The organism is Methylohalobius crimeensis 10Ki (assembly GCF_000421465.1).
Classification (GTDB): domain Bacteria; phylum Pseudomonadota; class Gammaproteobacteria; order Methylococcales; family Methylothermaceae; genus Methylohalobius; species Methylohalobius crimeensis.
The window spans coordinates 2664878-2686599 of the sequence record NZ_ATXB01000001.1; the positions used below are offsets into that span (position 1 = coordinate 2664878).

Here is a 21722-nt window from a genome sequence, read left to right on the forward strand (position 1 = left end):
CTAGCCGACGAGACTCTCATCAAGTCGATTTTTCCTCGATGCGAAGCCCCAAGGCCTGCAACAACTGATCCATATCGGTCAAATTCGCCGGGAAAATGACCGAGGTATCCCGGTCGGCCAGATGCTCGATATTGCCGATCAGCTTTTCCGAAAGCTTGAGCTTGATGGCCTGTTCGCCCCCCTCCTGCACCAGCGCGCCGCCGATTTTCTCGATCGATGCGGCGGTGGCGCCGGCCAGCGCCAGAATTTCGGCCGCCCGCCCTTCGGCCTCGTTGATCAGCCGCTGGCGTTCGCCCTCGGATAAGTTAATCAATTCCCGCATCGTCCCTTCCGAAGTGCTGATGCGGCTTTGCTTGTCCCCCTCGGCGCCGGCCAGGATGGCGCGCTTTTCGCGTTCGGCGTTGACTTGTTTTTCCATGGCGTCTTGGACGGTGGCCGGGGGCTTGATGTTTTTGATTTCGTAACGATGCACATGAACCCCCCAACCTTGACCGGCTCGATTGAGGGTATCCACCACCGCCTGGCTGATCATGTCGCGCTCTTCGAAGGTTTTATCCAAATCCAAGGTGCCGATGACCGAGCGGGTGGTGGTTTGTGCGAGCTGCATGGCTGCGAACCGATAGTCGGTCACCCCATAGGTCGCCTTGACGGGATCGGACACGGACATATAGATCACGCCGTCCACTTCGACCTTGACCTCATCCTTGGAAAAGCACTCTTGCGGCGGCACGTCGATGGTCTCTTCGCGCAAGTCCTGAGTCGCCGTGACCACGTCGATAAACGGCATCAATACATGAAATCCGGGCCCCAGGGTGGCCTGGTATTTACCTAGCCGCTCGACGATCAAGGCGGTTCGAGTGGACACGATCCGGATGGAACGGAACAGCTGCACCACGATGGCGAGGAAAAGAATCCCCCAGACCGCAAAGTTGAACAGGTCGATCAGATTGATACCGGACATTAGCCTTCTCCCCGCAAAGTGGTGGATGAGACGTTTTGATTGATCGAGGCAAGAATCCCTTTGAGATTGGCCAGATCGGCGGGCAGAACGGACACGTCGGCCTCCTGCATCACTTTGCCCATTTTCTCCAGGAATTCTTCCACCAAGCGCATTTTCACGGCCGCTTCCCCGCCCGGCTTTTGAATGGCTCGGGCCACCTTCGTCAGGCCCTCCGCCGAGGCCGCCGCCAGAATCTCAATCTCCCGAGCGCGGCCGATGGATTCGTTGATGCGCTTTTGTTTTTCCCCTTCGGAGATGTTGATCGCCTCCTGGCGATGGCCTTCCGAAATCAAAATCTTGGACTCCCGCTCGGCCTTGGCCAGAGTGATTTCCGCCCGCTTGGCCCGCTCGGCTTCCATTTGCTTTTCCAGGGTATGCACGACTTCGGGGGAAGGAGTGATGTTTTTGAGTTCGTAGCGGAGCACCTTGATCCCCCAGGGGTCGGAGGCCTTGTCGATCTCCCGCACGATCGATTCGTTCAATTTATCCCGTTCGTAAAAGGTGTCTCCCAAGGTCAGCTTGCCGATCTCCGAACGCATGGTGGTCTGAGCCAGATTGACGCTGGCGACGCGATAATCGCCGATCCCGTAACTGGCCCGCTTGGCGTCCATCACCTTGAGGTAAATCAAACCGTCCACGGCGACCTGAATATTGTCTTTGGTAATGCACATTTGCGCGGGAATATCCAATACCTGCTCGCGCATTTCGTGCCGATAAGCCACCTTATCCAAAAAGGGCACCACGATGTGAAAACCCGGTTCCAGCACCGCCTTGAAGTTGCCGAAGCGCTCGAGCACACATTGCTGGCGCATGGGAACGATCACCATCAACTTATAGAGGATGATGCCGGCCAATAAAATGAACACGGTCAATGCGGTCAACATAAGATTCTCCCCTTTATTATTCCTTATTTAAGGTTAGCAGGTTCTTCATCGTTCGCTTCCACATACCAAACCAGGTTGTCGCGATAGATGATCCGAACCGGCGTTCCCGCCTCCAGGTCTCCATCTTGGTGATAATTGCGAGCCGTCCAGGTGCTCCCCCGGAAAGCGATGCGGCCTTCGCCTTGAGCGGGAATCCGCTCACAGACTTCGACAATTTGATTATAGGCGTCCAGGTCTTCATCGGTTTTCGCCTTGCTCACTTGGGCCGGGATAAACTTCTGGACGACGCCTCTCAGCCCGAACAGCAAGGCCAGGGAACCGATGAACCAGGTGGTGAACGCCTCTAGCCACCCTTCGATCAGCCCCGTGTACAACAACACGGAAACCAGCGTCGCCCCGAGGCCCAAGAAAAAAACGATACCTCCAGGCAAGATAAACTCCAACAACATCAGCACCGCGCCGCCGATGAGCCAAATGAGAAAAAGGTCGGTGTTCGACATCAATCACCCCCCATCGCCATTCGTTTTATTCTTCCCGCTTCCGAGCAGGCGGATCGATTTCCCGGGCGGGACCCAAGAGGATCGCAATCCAGAAAGTCCGGGGATTGTCTTCCAAAAACATCTTGCAGATGACCGTAATCGGAACCGACAGGAACATCCCCACCGGCCCCAGCACCCAACCCCAGAAAATCAACGACACAAACACCACCAAAGTGGACAGCCCCAATCCTTTCCCCACCACCCGGGGATCGATGAGACCGCCGATCACGGTATTGATCCCTACGTAACCGAGAGCCGTGTAAACCGCTCCGCCCAATCCGAGCTGGACCAAGGCGAGCAATACCGCGGGAATACCGGCGATAAACGACCCGATGTTGGGAATGAAATTCAGCACGAAGGCCACCGCCCCCCACAGGATCGGATAATCCACCCCCAAAATAAGCAGCCACAATGCCACTGTCACACCGGTTCCCAAGCTGATGAGGGTTTTCAGTCGCAAATAGCGGCGCAGGTTGACGAAAAATCCTTCGAAACGAACCGCCATGCTCGAATCGCCGATGATCCCCTGCAGCTTCGCCGGCAGAATGAAAGCTTCCAGGAACATGAAGGTGACATAAAACAGGATCAATGCGGTATTGGCAAACGCCCCGGTAAGGGCGGTCAACATGGTGCCGGCCAACTGCATCAAGCGGCCGGCATTCAGATAGGCGCCCACCTGTTCCCGGGAAAACTCGAACCCGATTTCGGTCAACCAAACCAACAATCCGGCGGTATTGGCTTGCAGCCGCGTTTGGTAATAAGGCAGATTGCCGACGAAGTTGTCGATGGATTTGCCCACGAATACACCCACCAGCGTCATCAGCACCAACAAGCCCATCACCACGATCAGAATCGCCAGCCATGCCGGAACCTTGTGCCGATACAGCCAATCCACCATCGGCCAGCAGATAATGGCGATGAACACGGACAACAGCATGGGCACCAAAATATCGGCCGCCGCTTGCAGCCCCGCGATCACCACCACCAACGCCGCTATCGTGATCAGCCAACGGTTACCGTCATCCATTCAAGTCACCACCCCGACGTCTGTTTGACTTTGGGAAAGTCTATAAAATACTTTGTTCTTTCGACGAACGCACGGCAAGATCCACGAAGACTTATGCAATACAATCCACTGGGAACCAGTTCCATTCAAGTCAGCCGAATCTGCCTGGGCACCATGACTTTCGGCGAGCAAAACGATGAGAGTCAGGCGCACGCGCAGATGGATATGGCTTTCGAACGGGGCGTCAATTTTTTCGATACCGCGGAAATGTATCCGATCCCGCCCCGCGCCGAAACCCAGGGCCGCACCGAGACCCACATCGGCAACTGGCTCGCCCGGAACGGCCGGCGCGATCAGATCGTCCTCGCCACCAAGGCGACCGGACCCGGCGATTGGATGGCCCATATCCGCGGCGGACCGCGTCTGAACGAGCGGCATATTCGCGAGGCGCTGCACGGCAGTCTGCAGCGCCTGCGCACCGACTATGTGGATCTTTATCAGCTCCACTGGCCCGAGCGGCGGACGAACTTTTTCGGCCGATTGGGATACGAGCATCAACCGGAACAGGACGGCGTTCCCATCGAGGAAACCCTGACCGCCCTGGCCAAGTTGGTGGAAGAAGGCAAGGTGCGAACCATCGGCGTTTCCAACGAAACACCGTGGGGGGTGATGGCCTACCTTCGCCTGGCCGAGCGACAAGGGGGACCGAGGATCGTCAGCATTCAGAACCCCTACAATCTGCTCAACCGCACCTTCGAAATCGGTCTGGCGGAAATCGCCCAGCGGGAAAAGGTGGGACTATTGGCCTACTCTCCCCTCGCTTTCGGCGTCTTGAGCGGCAAGTATCTGGATGGCAAGCGACCGGAAGGCGCCCGGCTGAGCCTGTTTTCCGGCTATAGCCGCTACAGCAAGCCTCATGTGGAACCGGTGGTCCGCCGCTACGTGGAACTGGCTCGCCGACACGAACTGAACCCCGCGCAAATGGCGTTGGCCTACGTCAATTCAAGACCCTTCTTGACCGCCAACATCATCGGCGCCACCACCCTGGAGCAGTTGACGGACAATCTGGACAGCCTCGAATTGGAACTGCCTGCGGAAATCATCGCCGAAATCGAGGAAATTCATCGGCAGTGCCCGAACGTGGCGCCCTAGGTTCGGTGACATTTATATAAACCCAGCGTTCATGGATTGCAAATGTCAACAGAACCTAGACGTAAGCGCTTGTTTACAAATCCGAAAAAGCGGGTATCGGGCGTTCGTCCAGAGGGCGTACTCGGCCGGGATGGCCGAGTCCCGAGCGCCCGAGGACGGACTTGCAGCGTCCCCGAGGTCGAATGGCCGATACCCCCACAGCAATTTGTAAACCAGCTCTCAAAGGTTACCGGCAGTGGTTTTCAGAGCATCAACGCACCGGCCACGCCGTACAGCACCAACGCCGATAGGCCGCCCAATACCGCATAGGGAAACTGATGGCGAATATGCTCGACCGGCTTCACTCCGCCCGCCAAGGAAGCGATCATGGTGGTATCGGAAACCGGCGAACAGTGGTCGCCGAACAACCCCCCGCTGAGGGCCGCTCCCAACAACAAGGCGGGCGAAACCTGAAAGACATCGGCCAAGGGCACGACGATGGGAATCAAAATGGCGAAGGTGCCCCAGGAACTGCCGGTGGAAAACGAGATCAAGCAGCCGATGCCGAATACCAAAAACGGCAGCCATACCGGATCCAGTTGGCCGTGCAGCGAGCTTGCCAGAAAGAATCCGGTACCCAGCGCCTGCGTGGTCACCCCCACGGAAAAAGCGAATATCAATAGATACATCAATGGCATGATGATCCGGGTTCCTTGCCAGACGGGAAGCAACATCTCCTTCCATGACAAAATCTGTTCATGGCGGAAATAGACGCCCGTGCCCACCAGCACCAAGGTGACCGCCAGGAAAATCGCCAGGGGCGCGTCGCCTGTGATCGCCAGCAGCAACAACACGCTCACGATCAACAAACCGATCGGCCCCCATAGATGACGGGCGCGTCCCGGGGCCTCCGCATGGGGGGTGATCACCTCGCCGAAATGCGGCAGCTCGCCGATTACCCGATCGGACAAGGGCAGGCGCCAAGGAATTTCCCAACCGAAGGCGGCGACGATGCCCGCCAACAAGAGCGCGATCCAGCCGTAGAAAATGAATCCCACCGACTGCATCAACAAACCCACGGGCTGTTCCACCCCCTGATCCGCCAACAAGCTGATCACATAGGCGCCCCACGCATTGAGGGGAAGGACCATGCACTTGGGCGCACAGGTGGTATCGAGCAGATAGCTCAGCCTCAGTCTCGACAGACGATAGCGGTCGAATAGCGGCAGGGCGATCAATCCGGCGACGAGGACGCCGAAATTGGTTTCGACGAACAATGCCAGGCTGGTGGCGAAAGCCAACACGGCCACCCGGCGCGGCGTACCGATCAAGCGTCGCTCTTCGGCCCATCGCACGAATCCCTCGATTCCGCCGGCTTTTTGGATGAGGCCGATCAACCCCCCGATCATCAGGCTGAATACGATGATCATCACGCTATCCCGGTCCGTGACCACCTGCCAGATAATTTTCAGGAACCGGCCCGAGGCATCGGGCAACCAACCGTGCTCTAGAATCAAAGCACCGATAAAAACGTAAGCGCCCAATGCCAGCAAAACGCGATGGGTTAAAAACGCCACCGGAATGGCGATCAGGGCGGGAAGCAAAGATAACCAGGTCGACATGATTTCCTCATCCTTGTTGCTATTGAAAGCGGCCTATTTTCGACGGACCCGGCAATCAGGTCCAGGGTTATGTCACCTTCAGGGCGACGATGACCCCCTCCGCCAACCATTGCCGAAGCAGTCTCGCCGCCGCTTGAGCGGCATCGGGGCTGCAATCCCAGCGGGCCAATTCCTCGCAGATTTCGGCCAAGGAACGGCCGGTCTGTATCGCTCGGAGAGCGTGCGCTTCGGGTTCGGCCAAGGAACGGAAAAATTGCCGCAACCCCCGCCGCCAAATCAACCAACTCACCTTATTCGGTCGATAGGGAGGGGGTTCGCTCTCCGCCTGCAAGGCTTTCCAAATGGAAGGCACGGGATATGCCAATTGCAACGATTGAACGCTGGGGTGCAGCTGAAAACGCAACCGCGGCCATTGCTCCGGAGGTATTCGGACCAGTGCTTCGGGGGCCAAAGGATCTGCGTCGGCACAATCGAACGCCAGCCCCAGCGCCCATTCGAAGGCGGCCATCTCAGCAAGTTCGGGGCGTTCCCGCCAAGGCTCGGCGACTCGCAAAAATTTCGCCAAATGGCGACCGACCCAGCGAATGGAGCGCACATCGGAGGGATAGTTCGCTATATAGTCCTCGGCCAGTTGCGCAAACCGCGCCTCCCCCAACCAGCGGGCCAGCATGGGATAATCGACGGCCAAGGCCTCGGTCAGGCGCACACGGTAAGCGTTGCGGTAAACGGCGAGCCTCTCGTCCGCACCGGCTCCGGTCAGAAAAGGCGGCTTATCCTCCCGACTCATCACGGCATTCTGGAGACGGCGCTGCACAGTGGCCAGGTCGGAAGTGGTCATGCCGCCTCCCAATAAGCGCGAGCGATTTGACGAGCCCCGTCCAGCTCGTCCAGCAACTCCGCCAAGGGTGGGATTCGATCGTCCCGTTCGATCGTCACCGAAACCGGCCCGAATCTTCGCACCGCTTCCCGGAACAAATCCCACACCTCGGCGCACACCGGATGGTCGTGGGTGTCGAGGACGCAGTGTCCCAGGTCGGTATGGCCGGCCAGATGAAACTGCCCCACTCTTTCCGGCGGAATGCCGCGAAGGTAGGTCAACGGATCGAAGTCGTGATTGCGGGCGCTGACGTAGATATTGTTGATATCCAGCAAGATCAGGCAATCGGCCCGTTCGGCCACCTCGCGCAGAAATGCCCATTCGCTCATTTGCGAATGGGCATAGGTCAGGTAACTGGAAACGTTTTCCAAAAGGAGGCGGCGGCCCAAAAATTCCTGAACTTGACTCACCCGCTTCACGACGTGGCGGAGCGCTTCCTCGGTGTAGGGCAAGGGCAAAAGATCGTGCAAATTGACGCCGTCGACTCCGGTCCAACACAAATGATCGGAAACCCACATCGGCTCGACCCGTTCGATCAGGGACTTGAGCCGGTCCAGATAATGAAAATCCAGCGGGTCGGTACCGCCGATGGACAAGGAGACGCCGTGCATGGACAGAGGATAATCGGCACGGATTTTATCCAGGTAATAAAGCGGCTTGCCTCCTTCGACCAGGTAGTTTTCGGTCAGGATTTCGAACCAGTCCACAGGCGGCTTATCCGCCACAATGGCGGCATAATGCTCCTTGCGCAGTCCCAACCCGAATCCCAGAAACGGGCACTCGGTCCGGGGCATCAAGCTACATGCTGGGGGTAATCACTTTGCCGCCCTGAGCCTCGCATTCCTTCAGACTGACGTACTTGAAACCCTGTCCCTTGCAGCTGTTCATCCCCATGCAGGCGTTATTGGGCGTTGCGCAATCGGATTGCCCCTTGCAAGCGTTGATCCCGAAACACGCCACTTTCACTTCGGTGGCGCCGTCCATTGCATCGGAACCCATCCCTTCCATTTTCCGTTTCATTGCCTCCATCTTTTCCCGGGCTTCCTGCCCCATCGTAGCCGCATCCTGCTCTACGCCTTCCTTGAGCGGTTGAACCGATTGCTCCATCGACTCGACCGCCGGCTCCTCGGATTCGCTGCGGGTACAACCGGCGCTGAAAATAGCGGCCGCCGCGGTCGCCAACACAATTCCCCTACTGGATGAATTTGTCCTCATATGCATTTATCTCCCAAGAATGACTCGCCTACGCCGGGGTTCTCCCGCTCTCGGGCACCCACGACTTTTTCAGTTTAAGATCAAGAGCAGCGCCCACCGGATCGGCCATGACCTGGAAAACCGCTCCTATTTTCGAACCCCTTGCCTGAAAAAAATCATACCAGCTCCTTCCCAAACGAGCATAAAAAACTCTTCCGGACGAAACCCAGAGGCCGTCTCCAAATATCAACAGAGCTTAGAGGCTGTTTACAAAGTTGACCCGAGCTGATCTGAAGCAGGGTCCGGCGGCTTGACCGGAGGGCGTTCGGGACCTGGACGGTCGCGATTCGAGCCCCCAGGGATGGGTTCACGGCGTCCCGGAGGTCAAGCCGCCGGACCCTACCCCGCTTTGAGATAAGCTTTGTAAACAGCTTCTTAGCTCGACTTTCCCCATTTGAGGGGTTGTATAAGGGCCGGGAGATAACCACCTATGAAGAATCATCTTCGACCAAAAAGAGGTTCTTCAGATGGGCGGATTACCTCCCGACGTCTTGTCGATTATAAAGGTGTTTGCACCGCTGTTCAGCAAAAGGGTATGGCAACGGGCGCAAGTGTTACTGATAGGTGCGATCCTCACGCCTGGTCGACGCACGGTGGCGGCAGTGCTTCGGGTGATGGGGCTCGGCGAGGAGCGACGGTTCAAGAACTACCATCGGGTGCTCAGCCGGGCGCGGTGGTCTGGGCTGGCCAGCAGTCGCCTGTTGTTGGGGCTGTTAATCCAGGCGTTTGCCTGGCAGGGACCCTTGGTGATGGGATTGGATGACACGATTGAGCGACGGTGGGGGCGCAAGATTGGTGCTCGGGGGATCTACCGGGACCCGGTCCGCTCCAGCCGGGGGCATTTTGTGAAAGCCAGCGGCCTGCGCTGGTTGAGCCTGATGCTGTTGGTGCCGATCCCTTGGGCCCATCGGGTTTGGGCGCTTCCTTTTCTGACCTCGCTATGCCCCTCGGAGCGCTACTATCGGCGCTATCGGCGTGCGCATCGATCCTTGACCGAGCGGGCCCGGCAGCTCTTGCGGATGGTCCGGCGCTGGTTGCCCACCCGCTCGATCGTGGTGGTCGCCGATCAGAGCTTTGCGGCCTTGGATCTTTTGGCGGCCGTCACTGGGGACCGGTTCAGTGTCGTGACCCGGCTGCGGTTGGATGCGGCGTTGTACGAACCGGCCCCGCCGCCGCGACCGGGCCGCTCTGGACGACCGCGCAAAAAGGGGAAACGGCTCTCCACGCTGGCGCAAGTGGCCGCCGACCCGGCGACCCGTTGGCAACGCTTGACCGTTGCGCGGTGGTATGGCGAATCCGACCGCCCGGTGGAAATCGCCTCGGGCACGGCGGTGTGGTACCACGCGGGCAAACCGCCCGTACCGCTCCGTTGGGTGCTGATCCGCGATCCGCTCCAGCGCTTCCAGGCCCAAGCGCTGTTGTGCACGGATCCGAAGGCCGCGCCGACAGAGATCGTCCAGTGGTTTATCCGCCGTTGGCAGGTCGAGGTCACCTTCGAAGAAACCCGTGCCCACTTGGGACTGGAAACGCAGCGCCAATGGTCAAGGCGGGCGATCGCCCGGACCACGCCCATCCTGCTCGGCTTGTTCTCCCTGGTCACCCTCATGGCCGATCGGCTGGTCGCCAACCAGGCGATGCCGGTGCGTACCGCTGCCTGGTATCGCAAAACTCACCCGACCTTTATCGATGCGTTGGCCTTGGTACGCCGTCACCTGTGGAGTGCACACCTTTTTTCCAGGTCGCCGCCAGCCACCGACGTGGAAAAAAATCCCAACCCATTACTGACCCGCTGTATCGAGATAATGTGCTATGCCGCATAATGGGGAAAGTCGAGCTTAGAGCTTGTTTACAAATTGCAGTGGGGGTATCGGCCATTCGGATTTGTAAACCAGCGCTTAACCGCCCGGTATCCCAAGATGCCTACGAATGCCGGCGTTTTCCCACTTCGGACGAAAAATAACTCCCCCATAAATGAACATACTGGATACCGCTGACCACGGTCGTGACGCTGACCAAATAGATCAATCCGGTCGACCACCCCGTGGGAAGGGGACGGAAACCGTGTTGCCAAAATAATACCAACAACAAGACAATTTGACACAAGGTGTTGAATTTACTTATCCAGCTTGGCTGCCCTTCAAAGGGATGCAGAAACAAATAATACACCACACCGCCCAGCAGAATGACCAAATCGCGCGCCACCACGAGCTCGGCCAACCAGCCGGGCAGCAATCCGATCCAAGCTCCGGCCACATAACAGGCGACGATCAGCAGCTTGTCCGCGATCGGATCCAACAAGGAACCCAAGCGGCTGAACCAGCCGAAGTGCTTGGCCAGATAACCGTCCAACGCATCCGAAACCCCGGCCACAAAGAACAGCCCCAAGGCCCAGTCGAACCGGCGTTCCAAAATCAACCATACCGTCGGCCCCACCAAAAAAATTCGCATCACCGTAATCAGGTTGGGGATCTGCCTTACGGAAAGCCAGTTCATCGTAAATTCATTCACCTCTTTATCGGATCTCGTACAATATCAGCTTGGATCTACCATGCAAATTGAATCAAGCGATTTCCAACGGATAAACCTATGTCACTCAATTACAAAAGTGCCGGCGTAGATATCGACGCCGGCAACGCCCTGGTGGAAAAAATCAAACCGGTGGTCAAGAAAACCTTCCGCTCTGAAGTGCTGACCGGCCTGGGCGGATTCGGCGCGCTGTTCGAGCTACCCTGGGAGCGCTACCGGCAACCGGTATTGGTGGCCGGCACCGACGGGGTGGGCACCAAACTCAAATTGGCCATGCAATTGAACCGCCACGACGCCATCGGCATCGATCTGGTCGCCATGTGCGTCAACGATATCGTGGTGCAAGGGGCGGAGCCTTTGTTTTTTCTGGACTATTTCGCCACCGGTCACCTGGAGGTGGCTATCGCCGCAAAGGTCATCGAAGGCATCGCCGCGGGCTGCGAACAAGCCGGCTGCGCCTTGATCGGCGGCGAGACGGCGGAGATGCCCGGTTTTTATGCCGGGAGTGAATACGATTTGGCCGGTTTCAGCGTGGGGATTGTGGAAAAAGACCGTTTGATCGACGGCAGCCGAGTCCGCCCCGGGGACGTCTTGATCGGCCTGGCTTCATCGGGCCCGCACGCCAACGGTTTTTCCCTGATTCGAAAAATTCTGGAAGCCAAGCAAACCGACCTGACCCAATCCTTGGCCGGCAGACCGCTCGCCGACTGGTTGATGGAACCCACCCGCATCTACGTCAAGCCCCTTCTGGAACTCATGACGGAATGCGAGGTTCACGCCTTGGCCCATATCACCGGCGGCGGCATCAGCGAAAACCTGCCGCGGGCATTGCCGGAGGGCCTGGCCGCTGCGATCGACCTGGATGCGTGGACGTTACCGCCAATTTTCTCCTGGCTACAGCAACAGGGAAACATCACCCAAGAAGAAATGCTGCGCACTTTCAACTGCGGTATCGGAATGATCGTATGCGTGCCCTCCCATCAGGAGAAGAAGGCGCTCGATCAGCTCGCGCCGATGGAGGCCGCTACCCTGGGCAAGGTGGAACGACTGGCCGGCGAAGCACGGGTCCGATATATTCCTAGCCGATCATCTTAACGGCAAACTTGCGCCGCCCTGAAGGATGGATCATACTGCAATCGACTTTCACCATCCCGAGGAGGATTAGCGCCATGTTCGGAAAAATTATTGGAATCGCAACGATCGCCGGCCTGGGGTTGCTGGGCGGCTGTGCCACCCCCTACCCCACGGGCGTCGCTTTCACCGACACCAAACTGCCGATTCACGCCACTTCCCTCGGCGATCGGCCACACAAAACCGGGGTTGCAGAATGCACCAGCATCCTGAGCTTGGTCGCCACGGGCGACTGCAGTATCGAGGCGGCTAAACTCAACGGCGATATCACTAAAGTCCATCACGTGGATTGGGATGCCCACAATATCTTGGGGATTTACGGCAAGTACAAGGTGATGGTCTACGGCGAATAAGCCTCTCGTTGTCAGACCAACAGCCCTGCTTACCGCCGCATTGAAAAATCCTTAAATTCCCCGGTCGCCGGCGCTTCGGTCGATTTCACATCGGTAACCTTAGCCGCCGGCGGCCCCTGCCGGCACCAGTCGAGTAATGGCTGCAAAGCCGCCTCTTCTCCTTCGGCCATGACCTCCACCCGGCCGTCGGGCAGGTTTCGGACCCAACCGGTCACGCCCAGCCGTTCGGCAACCTCCACCGTGGCGGCACGATAGAACACGCCTTGGACTCGGCCCGATATGCGAATTTCCAAACGTTTGCGCATTTTTCGTCTCCTCGAAAGCAAAAAGGCCCCGCTCGATCGAGCGGGGCCTTTGCGTACTTAGCGGATTGGGAGCGATGATTACATCATGCCGCCCATGCCGCCCATGCCGCCCATGTCTCCGCCCGGCATGGCCGGACCAGCGGATTCATCCTTGGGCTCTTCCGCCACCATGGCTTCGGTGGTGATCATCAAGCCCGCCACGGAAGAAGCGTTCTGCAACGCGGTCCGAGTCACCTTGGCAGGGTCGATAATCCCCAGCTCGATCATGTCTCCGTACTCACCGGTCGAGGCATTGTAACCGAAGTTACCGTCCCCTTCCGCGACTTTGTGATAAACGACCGAGCCTTCTTCGCCGGCGTTTTCGACGATCTGGCGCAGCGGCGCCTCCATTGCTGTCAAGGCAATGTTGATGCCTACGTCCTGATCGTGGTTGTCGCCCTTCAGTCCCTTGATCTTCTGCTGCACCCGGACCAGGGCCACGCCGCCGCCGGAAACGATGCCTTCTTCCACCGCCGCACGGGTGGCATGCAGGGCGTCTTCGACGCGCGCCTTCTTTTCCTTCATTTCCACTTCGGTGGCCGCGCCGACCTTGATCACCGCCACGCCGCCGGCCAGCTTGGCCAAGCGTTCCTGCAGCTTTTCACGATCGTAGTCGGAAGTGGCGTCTTCCACCTGACCGCGGATTTGCTTGATCCGGGCTTCGATGTCTTCCTTGCCGCCGGCCCCGTCGATAATGGTGGTATCTTCCTTGGTCACCGCCACTTTCTTGGCGGATCCCAATTGATCCAAGGTGGCTTTTTCCAAGCTCATGCCCAGTTCTTCGGAGATGACGGTACCGCCGGTGAGAACGGCGATATCTTCCAGCATCGCCTTGCGGCGGTCGCCGAAGCCGGGCGCCTTCACCGCACAAGCCTTGAGGATGCCGCGCATGTTGTTCACCACCAGGGTGGCCAAAGCTTCGCCTTCCACGTCCTCGGCGATGATCAGCAACGGACGGCTGGCTTTCGCCGCTTGCTCCAACACGGGCAACAGTTCACGGATGTTGGAAATCTTTTTGTCGTGGATGAGGATGAGCGGATTTTCCATTTCCGCACTCATGTTTTCCTGATTGGTGGTGAAGTAAGCCGACAGATAGCCGCGATCGAACTGCATCCCTTCCACGACATCCAACTCATTGCGCAGACCGGAACCTTCCTCGACCGTGATCACGCCTTCCTTGCCCACTTTTTCCATCGCATCGGCGATGATCTTGCCGATTTCTTCGTCGCTATTGGCGGAAATGGTGCCCACCTGGGCGATGGATTTGCTGTCGGTGCAGGGCACGGACAGGGTTTGCAGTTCATCCACCGCTGCCTGCACGGCTTTGTCGATGCCGCGCTTCAGATCCATCGGGTTCATGCCGGCGGCAACTCCTTTCAAGCCTTCGTTGAGAATGGCCTGGGCGAGAACGGTCGCGGTGGTGGTGCCGTCGCCGGCGGTATCGGAAGTCTGGGACGCGACTTCCTTGACCATCTGGGCGCCCATGTTTTCGAACTTGTCGCTCAGTTCGATTTCCTTGGCCACGGACACGCCGTCCTTGGTGACGGTAGGTGCGCCGAAGCTTTTTTCCAGAACCACGTTGCGGCCTTTGGGGCCCAAAGTCACTTTAACCGCCTTGGCCAGCAGATTGACTCCATGGACCATCTTGTGACGAGCGTCATCACCGAATTTGATTTCTTTCGCTGCCATTTCTATATCCCTCGTTCTTTAGCAAATTTTCAAGAATGCCTGACTCGACGTTTCAGCCTTCGAGAACGGCCATGATGTCGTCTTCGCGCATGACCAGAAGCTCCTCGTCGTCGACGGTCACTTCCGTGCCGGCATACTTGCCGAACAACACTTTGTCCCCCACCTTTACATCCAGGGAGCGCACATCACCGTTTTCCAGTATTTTGCCGTTCCCCACGGCCAGCACTTCACCCTCGATCGGTTTCTCCTTCGCGGTGTCGGGAATTACAATACCGCCGGGCGAAGTTTTTTCTTCTTCCAGACGCTTGACGATGACACGATCGTGCAAGGGACGTAGTTTCATGGGCTTTCTCCTTAACGTTGGGTTAAAGCTCGTTAATACGACTGCTCTGTTAGCACTCAAAGAACTCGAGTGCTAATAATAGTGGCATTTTTACTGCTGTCAAGCCATTTTTGTTGAAAATCCGTGGTTTTCTAAAGACGCATGAACGACGAACTGCTTTTACGCTACAGCCGCCAAATCCTTCTTCCTCAGATCGACATATGGGGGCAGGAAAGATTAATTCAAGCCCGGGCGCTCATCGTCGGGGCGGGCGGCCTGGGATGTCCCGCCGCGATGTATTTGGCCGCCGCCGGCGTCGGCCACCTGACCATTGCCGATCACGACCAAGTCGAACTCTCCAATCTGCAGCGTCAGATCGCCCATCACACCGGCGACATCGGCAAGCCGAAAGCGACCTCGGCCCGCGAAACCCTGCTCGCCCTCAACCCCCATACCCGGGTAGACGCGATTTGCGAGCGGCTGCAAGGAGAAAAACTCCAAGCGCAAGTGGACCAAGCCGATCTGGTTTTGGATTGCAGCGACAACTTCGCCACCCGTTTCGAGGTCAATCGGGCCTGCGTGACCGCCCGCACGCCGCTGATTTCCGGCGCCGCGATCCGCTTCGAAGGACAGGTGGCGATTTTCGACCCGCGCCGCGCCGATAGCCCCTGTTATAACTGCCTCTATCCGGATCGGGGCGAATTGGCCGAGCGCTGCACCGAAGCCGGGGTGATCGCTCCTTTGACCGGCATCGTCGGCAGCATTCAAGCCCTGGAAGCGATCAAGGTCCTCCTGGAGATCGGGCGCTCCCTCACCGGTCGCCTGCTGCTGCTGGACGGGCTGACCATGGAATGGAACTGCCTCACCCTCGCCCGCCATCCGGACTGCCCCACCTGCGGCCAGTAGGGGCGACCGGCCGGTCGCCCCTACGCCGGTCGCCCCCTACCAGGACATCTTCCTATTTGCCTTCCCTTACAGGCGGTGTATACTGCCAATCTCGGTAAACGAGAATCGTGTCAGGAGGTACGCAATATGAAATGGGAAAAACCCACTTACAACGATTTGCGCTTCGGTTTTGAAGTCACCATGTACATCTACAACCGTTAAGCCATTCGCTTTAGAATGAACGCAGGGGGTTTCTTCGGGAAACCCCTTGTTGTTTCCGGGCCTGAAAGACAGCAACGCATCGCTTATGTTGATTCGAGTTTTGGGATCCGGCGCCGGCGGCGGATTCCCCCAATGGAACTGTAATTGCGGCAACTGCCGGCGCCTCCGCCGCGGAGAAATCAACGCCCAACCCCGTACCCAATCCTCCATTGCCGTCAGCAGCGACGGCACGAAATGGGTGTTGTTCAACGCCTCGCCGGACATCCGTTTTCAATTGGAAGCCAACCCCCCGCTTCAACCCAAGGAGGGGGTGCGCGATACCGGCATCGGCGCCGTTGTCCTGATCGACGCCCAAATCGACCATACCACCGGCCTGCTCATTTTGCGGGAAAGCAACCGACCGCTGGAGCTGTATTGCGCCGATCCGGTTTACGAGGATCTGACTTCCGGTTTTCCGGTCCTCACCATGCTCGAGCACTACTGCGGCGTCAATCGCCATCCCGTCCCCTTGGACGGAAGGGCTTTCCGGATTCCGGGCTTCCCGGATCTCCAGTTTTCCGGCCATGCGCTCAAAAGCAAGGCGCCACCCTATTCCCCCCATCGCAATGACCCCTATCCGGGCGACAATATCGGCGTCGTGGTGGAGGAAATCTCCACCGGCCGGAAGCTCTACTACGCCCCCGGCCTGGGAGAAATCGAACCCCATGTGTTCGAGGCCATGCAGCAGGTCGATTGCCTGCTGGTGGACGGGACGTTCTGGACCGACGATGAGATGGCCCAGGTGGGAAGCCCCAAAAAAGCGCGCGAGATCGGTCACCTGCCGCAGTCGGACACCGGCGGAATGATCGAGGTACTCGACCGGGTTCCGGAAAAAACCCGCAAAATTTTGATCCATATCAACAATACCAATCCGATTCTGGACGAAGATTCCCCGCAGCGCCGGCGACTCATTGATGCGGGCATCGAAGTGGCCTATGACAGCATGGAGATTGAGCTATGAGTAATTCGCAGCAACCTTGGCCGCGGGAGGAATTCGAAGCCCGCTTGCGGGAAAAGGGCAAGTATTACCATATCCAGCATCCTTATCACGTCCTCATGGCCGAAGGAAAGTTGGATCAAGCACAGATTCGCGGCTGGGTACTGAACCGGTTCTACTATCAAGTGATGATCCCCCGCAAAGACGCCGCCATTCTCGCCAACTGCCCGGAGCGGGAAATCCGCCGCGAATGGATGCAGCGGATTCTCGATCACGAGGGATACGGCGACGATCCCGGCGGCATCGAGGCCTGGATTCAACTGGGCGTGGCCTGCGGCCTCAGCCGGGAAGCGATCACCTCCCTCGAGCATGTCCTGCCCGGCGTCCGGTTCGCGGTGGAGGCTTATTTCAACTTCGCCCGCACCGCACCTTGGCAAGAAGCGGTCTGCTCGTCGCTGACCGAACTGTTCGCGCCCACCATTCACAAGCAGCGCCTGGCGGGTTGGCCGGAATTATATCCCTGGATCAAGCCGGAAGGATTGACCTATTTCCAAAAACGGGTCAGCCAGGCACGCCGCGACGTGGAGCACGGCTTGGCGTTCACCTTGGACTATTTCGGGCAAACCCGAAATCTGCAAGAACGCGCCCTGGAGATTCTCCAATTCAAACTCGACGTCCTCTGGACCATGCTCGACGCCATGCATTTGGCCTACATCGACCGTAAACCGCCCTACTTCAATATCCAATGACCCTCCATCCCGATAGCCGCTTGCGCTTCTCCCCGCTGCATCGCCTGCAGTGGGAAGAAGCCCAGCAACGATACGTGATCCTCTATCCGGAAGGGCTGGTGGAACTCAACGCGACATCGGCGGAAATCCTGAAACTGTGCGACGGCGAACACACCTTGAACACCATCGTCGCCGAATTGGAGCAAACCTACCAGACCGATGGTCTAATGGACGACATTCGCGAATTTCTGGAGATTGCCCTTGAAAACGGTTGGATCCAAACCCCCCATTAGTCCGCCCCGCTGGCTGCTGGCGGAACTCACCTACGCCTGCCCCCTGCAATGCCCTTATTGTTCCAATCCGGTCGATTTCGCCCGTTATAACAATGAACTGGACACGGCGGATTGGCTCCGGGTGCTCACGCAAGCCCGCCGGATGGGCGCGGTTCAATTGGGATTTTCCGGCGGCGAGCCGCTCACCCGACCAGACCTGCCCGAGCTCGTGGCCCACGCCCGGGGGCTGGGCTATTACTCCAACCTGATCACTTCCGGCTACGGCTTGACCGAAGCCAAGATCGTTCAGCTCAAGGAAGCCGGCCTCGATCACATTCAAGTCAGCATCCAGGCCTCGGAAAAGGATTTGAGCGATTTCATCGCCGGCACCGAAAGCTACGAGCACAAGAAAGAGGTCGCCCATCTGGTCAAGAAGCACGGCTACCCCATGGTGCTATGCGTGGTGATTCATCGCCACAACATCGATCAAATGGAAGACATCTTGAACATGGCCGTGGAATTGGGCGCCGATTACCTGGAGTTGGCCAATACCCAGTATTACGGCTGGGCCCACTTGAACCGCCCCCAATTGATGCCTTCCCGGGCTCAATTCGAGCGCGCCGAGGCCGTCGCCCGCCGCTACCGGGAAAGGCTCAAGGGCCGAATGAAGATCTACTACGTAATTCCGGATTTCTACGAAGACCGACCCAAGGCGTGCATGAACGGCTGGGGGACCACCTTTTTGACCATCGCGCCGGACGGTGCCGCCCTGCCTTGTCACGCGGCGCGGGAATTGCCCATCGACGAGGATCAATTCCCCAACGTGCGCGAGTACAGCATCCAGGAGATCTGGGAGGAATCGCAAATTTTCAACCGCTTCCGAGGTTTCGACTGGATGCCCGAACCCTGCCGCTCCTGCGACGAAAAAACCAAGGATTACGGCGGCTGCCGCTGTCAGGCCTATCTACTCACCGGAGACATGAACGCCACCGATCCGGTGTGCAGCAAGTCCCCGCGCCACAGCGTGGTCGAACGGGCGATCGCCGAAGCGGAATCGCTTTCGGAACAACCGCTGGTTTTCCGCAACTCGAAAAATTCGCGCCGTCGATTCATCAAGTAGCGCCCAACAGCCGGTCGCCCACCTCCGCCTGAACCTGTCCGTCGGCTCCGTAACCGACCCGTTGCCGCCGCTGTCCGAAAACCAGCTCCAGAGACTTGCGGTTGTACTCTTGCAACAAGGCGATGGTGGCGCCGTTGGATTCATTCAACTCCCGGCAACGCCGGGCGAGATGACGGATCTCTGCCCAAACCGCCTGGATTTCGGCTGGACCGGTGGACGTCAAATCCGCCAACCAGTCCGGAATAATATCCTTGCTGGCCGGCAGTCCGGTCAAACGCTCCCATAAGTCGTCAACCCGAGCGAGACTGGCCGTCTTTTCCGCGGTCGATTCGAGAACCTTCTCCCACTGCCGGTCCCGGAGCACCGCTCGCTCCCGGATTAAAACCGCATACAAGTGGCGCGTTTCGGCTTCCAACTCCTGCAACGCCTCCACGGAAGCCGGGTGAAGTTCATTCATCTCCCTGCTCCTCCACAGACAAGCGCCGCTCCATCTCAATCATCTTTTCAGCAATATGCTCGGCATCGATTTCATACGTACCCGCCTCCAGTTGGCCGGCTACCCGCTCGATCAAGGCGGTATTGATCACCGCCCCGCTGGCCATCGCTTGCTTGAGCCGGGCCGCGGTATCGGTCAACGCCACCGAATCCAATTCCCTCGAGCGATTATCGGTATTCTGCGGAGCGTGTTTACGCGACACCGTCGACTTATCCGTCGCCGGATCGATCGCCTTACCGATTATCGGACGCAGGTCGATGGGCATACTTTGATCCTCGCTTAATTCTCATCTCTACGGTAATAAGTCGGCCGTTCATCTCGTAAGTTTAGCTTAAAAAACCACTCGGACTTCATTCGGGCCACGCACAACGCCTTCCACCACCCGCTGCGAACGGTCATTTCGCACGCGGATTCGCTCCCCCAATCCGCCGTCCATAAGCGCATGCCCGCCCATCCTCACATCCAAACCGCCACCGCGGGCCCGGATCATAACCGCATCTCCTTTATGTACTATTTTTAATGATGTCAGCTCCCGGCTGGTCAAAACAGCTCCCGCGGGTAACGAGCGGGTCAACCGCTTTCCCAAGGCGGATTCGGTAGTGGAAAAATAGCCGCCGCGCAAATCGGCAATATTCGTTCTTTTCAGAATCACCATTGCCTCATCCAAAACGGTGCCTTTCGCCAATGATCGGGCCAATACCGCCACTTTTTGAAATAGCCGCACGTTGGCCCTGACATAGATCGTCCAGGGATGACTTCCTCGACACGCCACCCCCACTGAAACGGCTCCGACGGGTGTTTTGTCCCGCAGGAGGGAAATAGCCAAGGGTTGGTCGCAACGAGTGAGACGTAGACGCGGATCCAACGAATTCACTTTTATGTCAAAATCTCGATGCTCCTGTCGAATAATTGACTCGAGATGGGAAGCGACCGCCTGCCGGATACTTTCCAATGATTGCTTGTTTCGATCCTCGGCCTTGAGGGAAACGGCTAAACTCAATAAACACACCATTAGAATCCATCGCACTGTCATAATATGGCCTCAGAAAGCTTCTTTTGATGCTCCGCCTTCCCTGGCTCCGCACCCTGCGGGCGCACTGCATGCGTCCAAACGGCCTGTCCTGCCCGTTTGTGATGTCCGCCTTCCCTGGCTCCGAACCCTGCGGGCGCACTGCGTGCGTCCAAACAGGCTGTCCTGCCCGGTTTGTCCGGGATTTTCCTCTACCACCGCAAGCCCATTGCGATGACATTCCATCTAGCCGGAGGCCGAGAGTCGCTACACCCCATCGCCGGCACAACTCCGGATACAGTTCCATTTTGCAAATGTGATGCCAATTCATTTTTTTTAAAGCTTGCTAATTTATGGCCGATAACCCAAACAAACAATCAAAGCGGAGGGGTTCCCATGTCCAGCATTCTCGCCGGCGTCGATCAACGCACCCGCCTGGCCGGCCACAACCGTCTTGAACTGCTTCTTTTCCGCTTGGGCGGCGGACAACGTTTCGGTATCAATGTTTTCAAAGTCCAAGAAGTGATTGCCTGCCCCCCCTTGACCCGCATTCCGGACATGTCCCCGATCATGTGCGGCGCCGCTAATCTGCGCGGCCGTACCATGCCGATACTGGATCTTTCCATGAGTATCGGATACAACCCATCCCCGCGGGATGGCTCCGGATATGTCATCGTTACCGAATACAATCGATCCATGCAGGGTTTTCTGGTCAACAGCGTGGACCGGATCATCAACATGGGCTGGCATGAAATCCAACCGCCCCCCAAAGGTGCGGGCAAGAACAGTTACTTGACCGCAATCACCGAGTTCGAAGGGGAAATGATCGAGGTGATCGACGTGGAAAAAATCATGCAGGAAGCCATCGGTGGCGGTGAAGCCATCTCAGACGAGATGATCGAATCGGAATTGGCGGCCCAGGGGCAGCAAATTTTGGTTGTCGACGACTCAATGGTGGCCCGCAATCAAGTCAAGCGGGTGCTCGATCAACTGGGCGTGAATTGCATCCTGACTCGCGACGGAGATGAGGCTTACCGGGTTCTCTCCGGCTGGGCGGATGAAGGCAAGGATCTATCGCGCTTTTTGACCATGGTCGTCTCGGATATCGAAATGCCGAAGATGGACGGTTACACCTTGACCACTAAAATTCGCCAACACCCCAACATGAAAAACCTGTATATCCTCCTTCACACGTCCTTGAGCGGCATATTTAATCAGGCCATGGTGGAAAAAGTCGGCGCCAATCGTTTTTTAGCCAAATTCTCTCCCAACGAATTGGCGAAAATCGTGCAGGCGCAAGTCCAATCCCACGCCCAGCGGGAAGCTGCCTAAGCAC

General features: G+C 57.8%; 26 protein-coding genes. 11 read left to right on the plus strand and 15 right to left on the minus strand.

Translation table 11 applies throughout. The features are described from left to right. Positions 1-19: 19 nt before the first annotated feature. From H035_RS0113040 to H035_RS0113055, 4 genes are read right to left on the minus strand one after another with little or no spacing between them, the layout of a single operon-like run. Positions 20-961, minus strand: coding sequence for an SPFH domain-containing protein (locus H035_RS0113040; protein ID WP_022949413.1), 942 nt, complete (start codon positions 959-961; stop codon positions 20-22). Continuing rightward, positions 961-1884: an SPFH domain-containing protein gene (locus tag H035_RS0113045; RefSeq protein ID WP_022949414.1), complete on the minus strand. Its 924-nt coding sequence runs from the start codon at positions 1882-1884 to the stop codon at positions 961-963. Before H035_RS0113045 ends, H035_RS0113040 begins: the two co-directional genes overlap by 1 nt. Before the next feature lie 23 nt (positions 1885-1907). Beyond that, on the minus strand, positions 1908-2384 hold the full coding sequence (locus tag H035_RS0113050) for an NfeD family protein (protein ID WP_022949415.1): 477 nt from the start codon (positions 2382-2384) through the stop codon (positions 1908-1910). Between the two features lie 25 nt (positions 2385-2409). Then, positions 2410-3450, minus strand: a complete 1041-nt coding sequence (locus H035_RS0113055; protein ID WP_022949416.1) for an AI-2E family transporter — start codon at positions 3448-3450, stop codon at positions 2410-2412. Between the two features lie 93 nt (positions 3451-3543). Here H035_RS0113055 and H035_RS0113060 point away from each other — a divergent pair, with 93 nt between their 5' ends. After that, the gene (locus tag H035_RS0113060) at positions 3544-4581 is read left to right on the plus strand and encodes an NADP(H)-dependent aldo-keto reductase (protein ID WP_022949417.1); all 1038 of its coding nucleotides are present in this window, start codon (positions 3544-3546) and stop codon (positions 4579-4581) included. Positions 4582-4823: 242 nt separating this feature from the next. Here the strand turns inward: H035_RS0113060 and H035_RS0113065 are convergent, their stop codons facing one another. From H035_RS0113065 to bufA2, 4 genes are all read right to left on the minus strand, one after another. Further along, a complete protein-coding gene (locus H035_RS0113065; protein ID WP_022949418.1) occupies positions 4824-6182 on the minus strand; it encodes a Na+/H+ antiporter NhaC family protein in 1359 nt (452 codons plus the stop codon). 67 nt (positions 6183-6249) lie between these two features. Beyond that, on the minus strand, positions 6250-7020 hold the full coding sequence (locus H035_RS19685; protein ID WP_022949419.1) for an HvfC/BufC N-terminal domain-containing protein: 771 nt from the start codon (positions 7018-7020) through the stop codon (positions 6250-6252). After that, the gene (gene bufB, locus H035_RS0113075) at positions 7017-7853 is read right to left on the minus strand and encodes an MNIO family bufferin maturase (protein ID WP_022949420.1); all 837 of its coding nucleotides are present in this window, start codon (positions 7851-7853) and stop codon (positions 7017-7019) included. Before bufB ends, H035_RS19685 begins: the two co-directional genes overlap by 4 nt. A 4-nt stretch (positions 7854-7857) precedes the next feature. Next, complete coding sequence (gene bufA2 / locus H035_RS19690) at positions 7858-8274, minus strand: BufA2 family periplasmic bufferin-type metallophore (protein WP_152486026.1); 417 nt, start codon at positions 8272-8274, stop codon at positions 7858-7860. A 506-nt stretch (positions 8275-8780) separates the two neighbouring features. On the opposite strand from bufA2, the gene H035_RS0113085 reads away from it, so the two are divergent. Next, on the plus strand, positions 8781-10133 hold the full coding sequence (locus H035_RS0113085) for an IS701 family transposase (RefSeq protein ID WP_026596441.1): 1353 nt from the start codon (positions 8781-8783) through the stop codon (positions 10131-10133). Positions 10134-10233: 100 nt separating this feature from the next. On the opposite strand, the gene H035_RS0113090 is transcribed toward H035_RS0113085, so the two are convergent. Next, complete coding sequence (locus H035_RS0113090; RefSeq protein ID WP_022949422.1) at positions 10234-10806, minus strand: CDP-alcohol phosphatidyltransferase family protein; 573 nt, start codon at positions 10804-10806, stop codon at positions 10234-10236. Positions 10807-10899: 93 nt separating this feature from the next. Here H035_RS0113090 and purM point away from each other — a divergent pair, with 93 nt between their 5' ends. Further along, the gene (purM, locus tag H035_RS0113095) at positions 10900-11934 is read left to right on the plus strand and encodes a phosphoribosylformylglycinamidine cyclo-ligase (RefSeq protein ID WP_022949423.1); all 1035 of its coding nucleotides are present in this window, start codon (positions 10900-10902) and stop codon (positions 11932-11934) included. Between the two features lie 74 nt (positions 11935-12008). Further along, positions 12009-12323: a TRL-like family protein gene (locus H035_RS0113100; protein ID WP_022949424.1), complete on the plus strand. Its 315-nt coding sequence runs from the start codon at positions 12009-12011 to the stop codon at positions 12321-12323. A gap of 29 nt (positions 12324-12352) precedes the next feature. Here the strand turns inward: H035_RS0113100 and H035_RS0113105 are convergent, their stop codons facing one another. The 3 genes from H035_RS0113105 to groES form a co-directional block, all read right to left on the minus strand. Further along, entirely contained in the window at positions 12353-12628 is a 276-nt protein-coding gene (locus tag H035_RS0113105) for an acylphosphatase (protein WP_022949425.1), read from the minus strand. 78 nt (positions 12629-12706) lie between these two features. Continuing rightward, a complete protein-coding gene (gene groL, locus H035_RS0113110) occupies positions 12707-14356 on the minus strand; it encodes a chaperonin GroEL (protein ID WP_022949426.1) in 1650 nt (549 codons plus the stop codon). Between the two features lie 52 nt (positions 14357-14408). Then, a complete protein-coding gene (gene groES / locus H035_RS0113115) occupies positions 14409-14699 on the minus strand; it encodes a co-chaperone GroES (RefSeq protein ID WP_022949427.1) in 291 nt (96 codons plus the stop codon). A 141-nt stretch (positions 14700-14840) separates the two neighbouring features. Between groES and H035_RS0113120 the strand changes: the two genes are divergently transcribed. From H035_RS0113120 to pqqE, 6 genes are all read left to right on the plus strand, one after another. Next, entirely contained in the window at positions 14841-15584 is a 744-nt protein-coding gene (locus tag H035_RS0113120; RefSeq protein ID WP_022949428.1) for a HesA/MoeB/ThiF family protein, read from the plus strand. A gap of 126 nt (positions 15585-15710) precedes the next feature. Continuing rightward, complete coding sequence (pqqA, locus tag H035_RS21440; protein WP_084684962.1) at positions 15711-15785, plus strand: pyrroloquinoline quinone precursor peptide PqqA; 75 nt, start codon at positions 15711-15713, stop codon at positions 15783-15785. A gap of 85 nt (positions 15786-15870) precedes the next feature. Continuing rightward, entirely contained in the window at positions 15871-16785 is a 915-nt protein-coding gene (gene pqqB, locus H035_RS0113125; RefSeq protein WP_026596610.1) for a pyrroloquinoline quinone biosynthesis protein PqqB, read from the plus strand. Then, complete coding sequence (gene pqqC, locus H035_RS0113130; RefSeq protein WP_022949430.1) at positions 16782-17510, plus strand: pyrroloquinoline-quinone synthase PqqC; 729 nt, start codon at positions 16782-16784, stop codon at positions 17508-17510. Before pqqB ends, pqqC begins: the two co-directional genes overlap by 4 nt. Then, positions 17507-17782 carry a pyrroloquinoline quinone biosynthesis peptide chaperone PqqD gene (gene pqqD / locus H035_RS0113135; protein WP_022949431.1) on the plus strand — a complete coding sequence of 92 codons (276 nt, stop codon included), beginning with the start codon at positions 17507-17509 and terminating at the stop codon, positions 17780-17782. Before pqqC ends, pqqD begins: the two co-directional genes overlap by 4 nt. After that, on the plus strand, positions 17751-18881 hold the full coding sequence (gene pqqE, locus H035_RS0113140) for a pyrroloquinoline quinone biosynthesis protein PqqE (RefSeq protein WP_022949432.1): 1131 nt from the start codon (positions 17751-17753) through the stop codon (positions 18879-18881). Before pqqD ends, pqqE begins: the two co-directional genes overlap by 32 nt. On the opposite strand, the gene H035_RS0113145 is transcribed toward pqqE, so the two are convergent. The 3 genes from H035_RS0113145 to flgA all read right to left on the minus strand — a co-directional run bounded on the left by H035_RS0113145 (position 18874) and on the right by flgA (position 20410). Further along, positions 18874-19338 (minus strand): flagella synthesis protein FlgN, encoded by a 465-nt coding sequence (locus H035_RS0113145; RefSeq protein ID WP_022949433.1) that lies wholly within the window; start codon positions 19336-19338, stop codon positions 18874-18876. The genes pqqE and H035_RS0113145 overlap by 8 nt on opposite strands. Beyond that, entirely contained in the window at positions 19331-19642 is a 312-nt protein-coding gene (gene flgM, locus H035_RS19695; protein ID WP_022949434.1) for a flagellar biosynthesis anti-sigma factor FlgM, read from the minus strand. Before flgM ends, H035_RS0113145 begins: the two co-directional genes overlap by 8 nt. 66 nt (positions 19643-19708) lie before the next feature. Next, positions 19709-20410, minus strand: coding sequence for a flagellar basal body P-ring formation chaperone FlgA (gene flgA / locus H035_RS19700; protein ID WP_084684918.1), 702 nt, complete (start codon positions 20408-20410; stop codon positions 19709-19711). A 372-nt stretch (positions 20411-20782) separates the two neighbouring features. Here flgA and H035_RS0113160 point away from each other — a divergent pair, with 372 nt between their 5' ends. Continuing rightward, a complete protein-coding gene (locus tag H035_RS0113160; protein ID WP_022949436.1) occupies positions 20783-21718 on the plus strand; it encodes a chemotaxis protein CheV in 936 nt (311 codons plus the stop codon). The last annotated feature ends 4 nt before the right edge of the window (positions 21719-21722 follow it).

Bases quoted from the DNA above. Each gene is read 5' to 3' on its own strand.
- bufB (WP_022949420.1), bottom strand. From the start codon at position 7,853: ATGCCCCGGACCGAGTGCCCGTTTCTGGGATTCGGGTTGGGACTGCGC.
- H035_RS19685 (WP_022949419.1), bottom strand. From the start codon at position 7,020: ATGACCACTTCCGACCTGGCCACTGTGCAGCGCCGTCTCCAGAATGCC.
- flgA (WP_084684918.1), bottom strand. From the start codon at position 20,410: ATGACAGTGCGATGGATTCTAATGGTGTGTTTATTGAGTTTAGCCGTT.
- groES (WP_022949427.1), bottom strand. From the start codon at position 14,699: ATGAAACTACGTCCCTTGCACGATCGTGTCATCGTCAAGCGTCTGGAA.
- groL (WP_022949426.1), bottom strand. From the start codon at position 14,356: ATGGCAGCGAAAGAAATCAAATTCGGTGATGACGCTCGTCACAAGATG.
- H035_RS0113060 (WP_022949417.1), top strand. From the start codon at position 3,544: ATGCAATACAATCCACTGGGAACCAGTTCCATTCAAGTCAGCCGAATC.
- bufA2 (WP_152486026.1), bottom strand. From the start codon at position 8,274: ATGAGGACAAATTCATCCAGTAGGGGAATTGTGTTGGCGACCGCGGCG.
- pqqC (WP_022949430.1), top strand. From the start codon at position 16,782: ATGAGTAATTCGCAGCAACCTTGGCCGCGGGAGGAATTCGAAGCCCGC.
- purM (WP_022949423.1), top strand. From the start codon at position 10,900: ATGTCACTCAATTACAAAAGTGCCGGCGTAGATATCGACGCCGGCAAC.
- H035_RS0113090 (WP_022949422.1), bottom strand. From the start codon at position 10,806: ATGAACTGGCTTTCCGTAAGGCAGATCCCCAACCTGATTACGGTGATG.
- pqqD (WP_022949431.1), top strand. From the start codon at position 17,507: ATGACCCTCCATCCCGATAGCCGCTTGCGCTTCTCCCCGCTGCATCGC.
- H035_RS0113085 (WP_026596441.1), top strand. From the start codon at position 8,781: ATGGGCGGATTACCTCCCGACGTCTTGTCGATTATAAAGGTGTTTGCA.
- H035_RS0113105 (WP_022949425.1), bottom strand. From the start codon at position 12,628: ATGCGCAAACGTTTGGAAATTCGCATATCGGGCCGAGTCCAAGGCGTG.
- H035_RS0113040 (WP_022949413.1), bottom strand. From the start codon at position 961: ATGTCCGGTATCAATCTGATCGACCTGTTCAACTTTGCGGTCTGGGGG.
- H035_RS0113045 (WP_022949414.1), bottom strand. From the start codon at position 1,884: ATGTTGACCGCATTGACCGTGTTCATTTTATTGGCCGGCATCATCCTC.
- H035_RS0113120 (WP_022949428.1), top strand. From the start codon at position 14,841: ATGAACGACGAACTGCTTTTACGCTACAGCCGCCAAATCCTTCTTCCT.
- H035_RS0113055 (WP_022949416.1), bottom strand. From the start codon at position 3,450: ATGGATGACGGTAACCGTTGGCTGATCACGATAGCGGCGTTGGTGGTG.
- H035_RS0113050 (WP_022949415.1), bottom strand. From the start codon at position 2,384: ATGTCGAACACCGACCTTTTTCTCATTTGGCTCATCGGCGGCGCGGTG.
- H035_RS0113100 (WP_022949424.1), top strand. From the start codon at position 12,009: ATGTTCGGAAAAATTATTGGAATCGCAACGATCGCCGGCCTGGGGTTG.
- H035_RS0113145 (WP_022949433.1), bottom strand. From the start codon at position 19,338: ATGAATGAACTTCACCCGGCTTCCGTGGAGGCGTTGCAGGAGTTGGAA.
- pqqB (WP_026596610.1), top strand. From the start codon at position 15,871: ATGTTGATTCGAGTTTTGGGATCCGGCGCCGGCGGCGGATTCCCCCAA.
- H035_RS0113160 (WP_022949436.1), top strand. From the start codon at position 20,783: ATGTCCAGCATTCTCGCCGGCGTCGATCAACGCACCCGCCTGGCCGGC.
- H035_RS0113065 (WP_022949418.1), bottom strand. From the start codon at position 6,182: ATGTCGACCTGGTTATCTTTGCTTCCCGCCCTGATCGCCATTCCGGTG.
- flgM (WP_022949434.1), bottom strand. From the start codon at position 19,642: ATGCCCATCGACCTGCGTCCGATAATCGGTAAGGCGATCGATCCGGCG.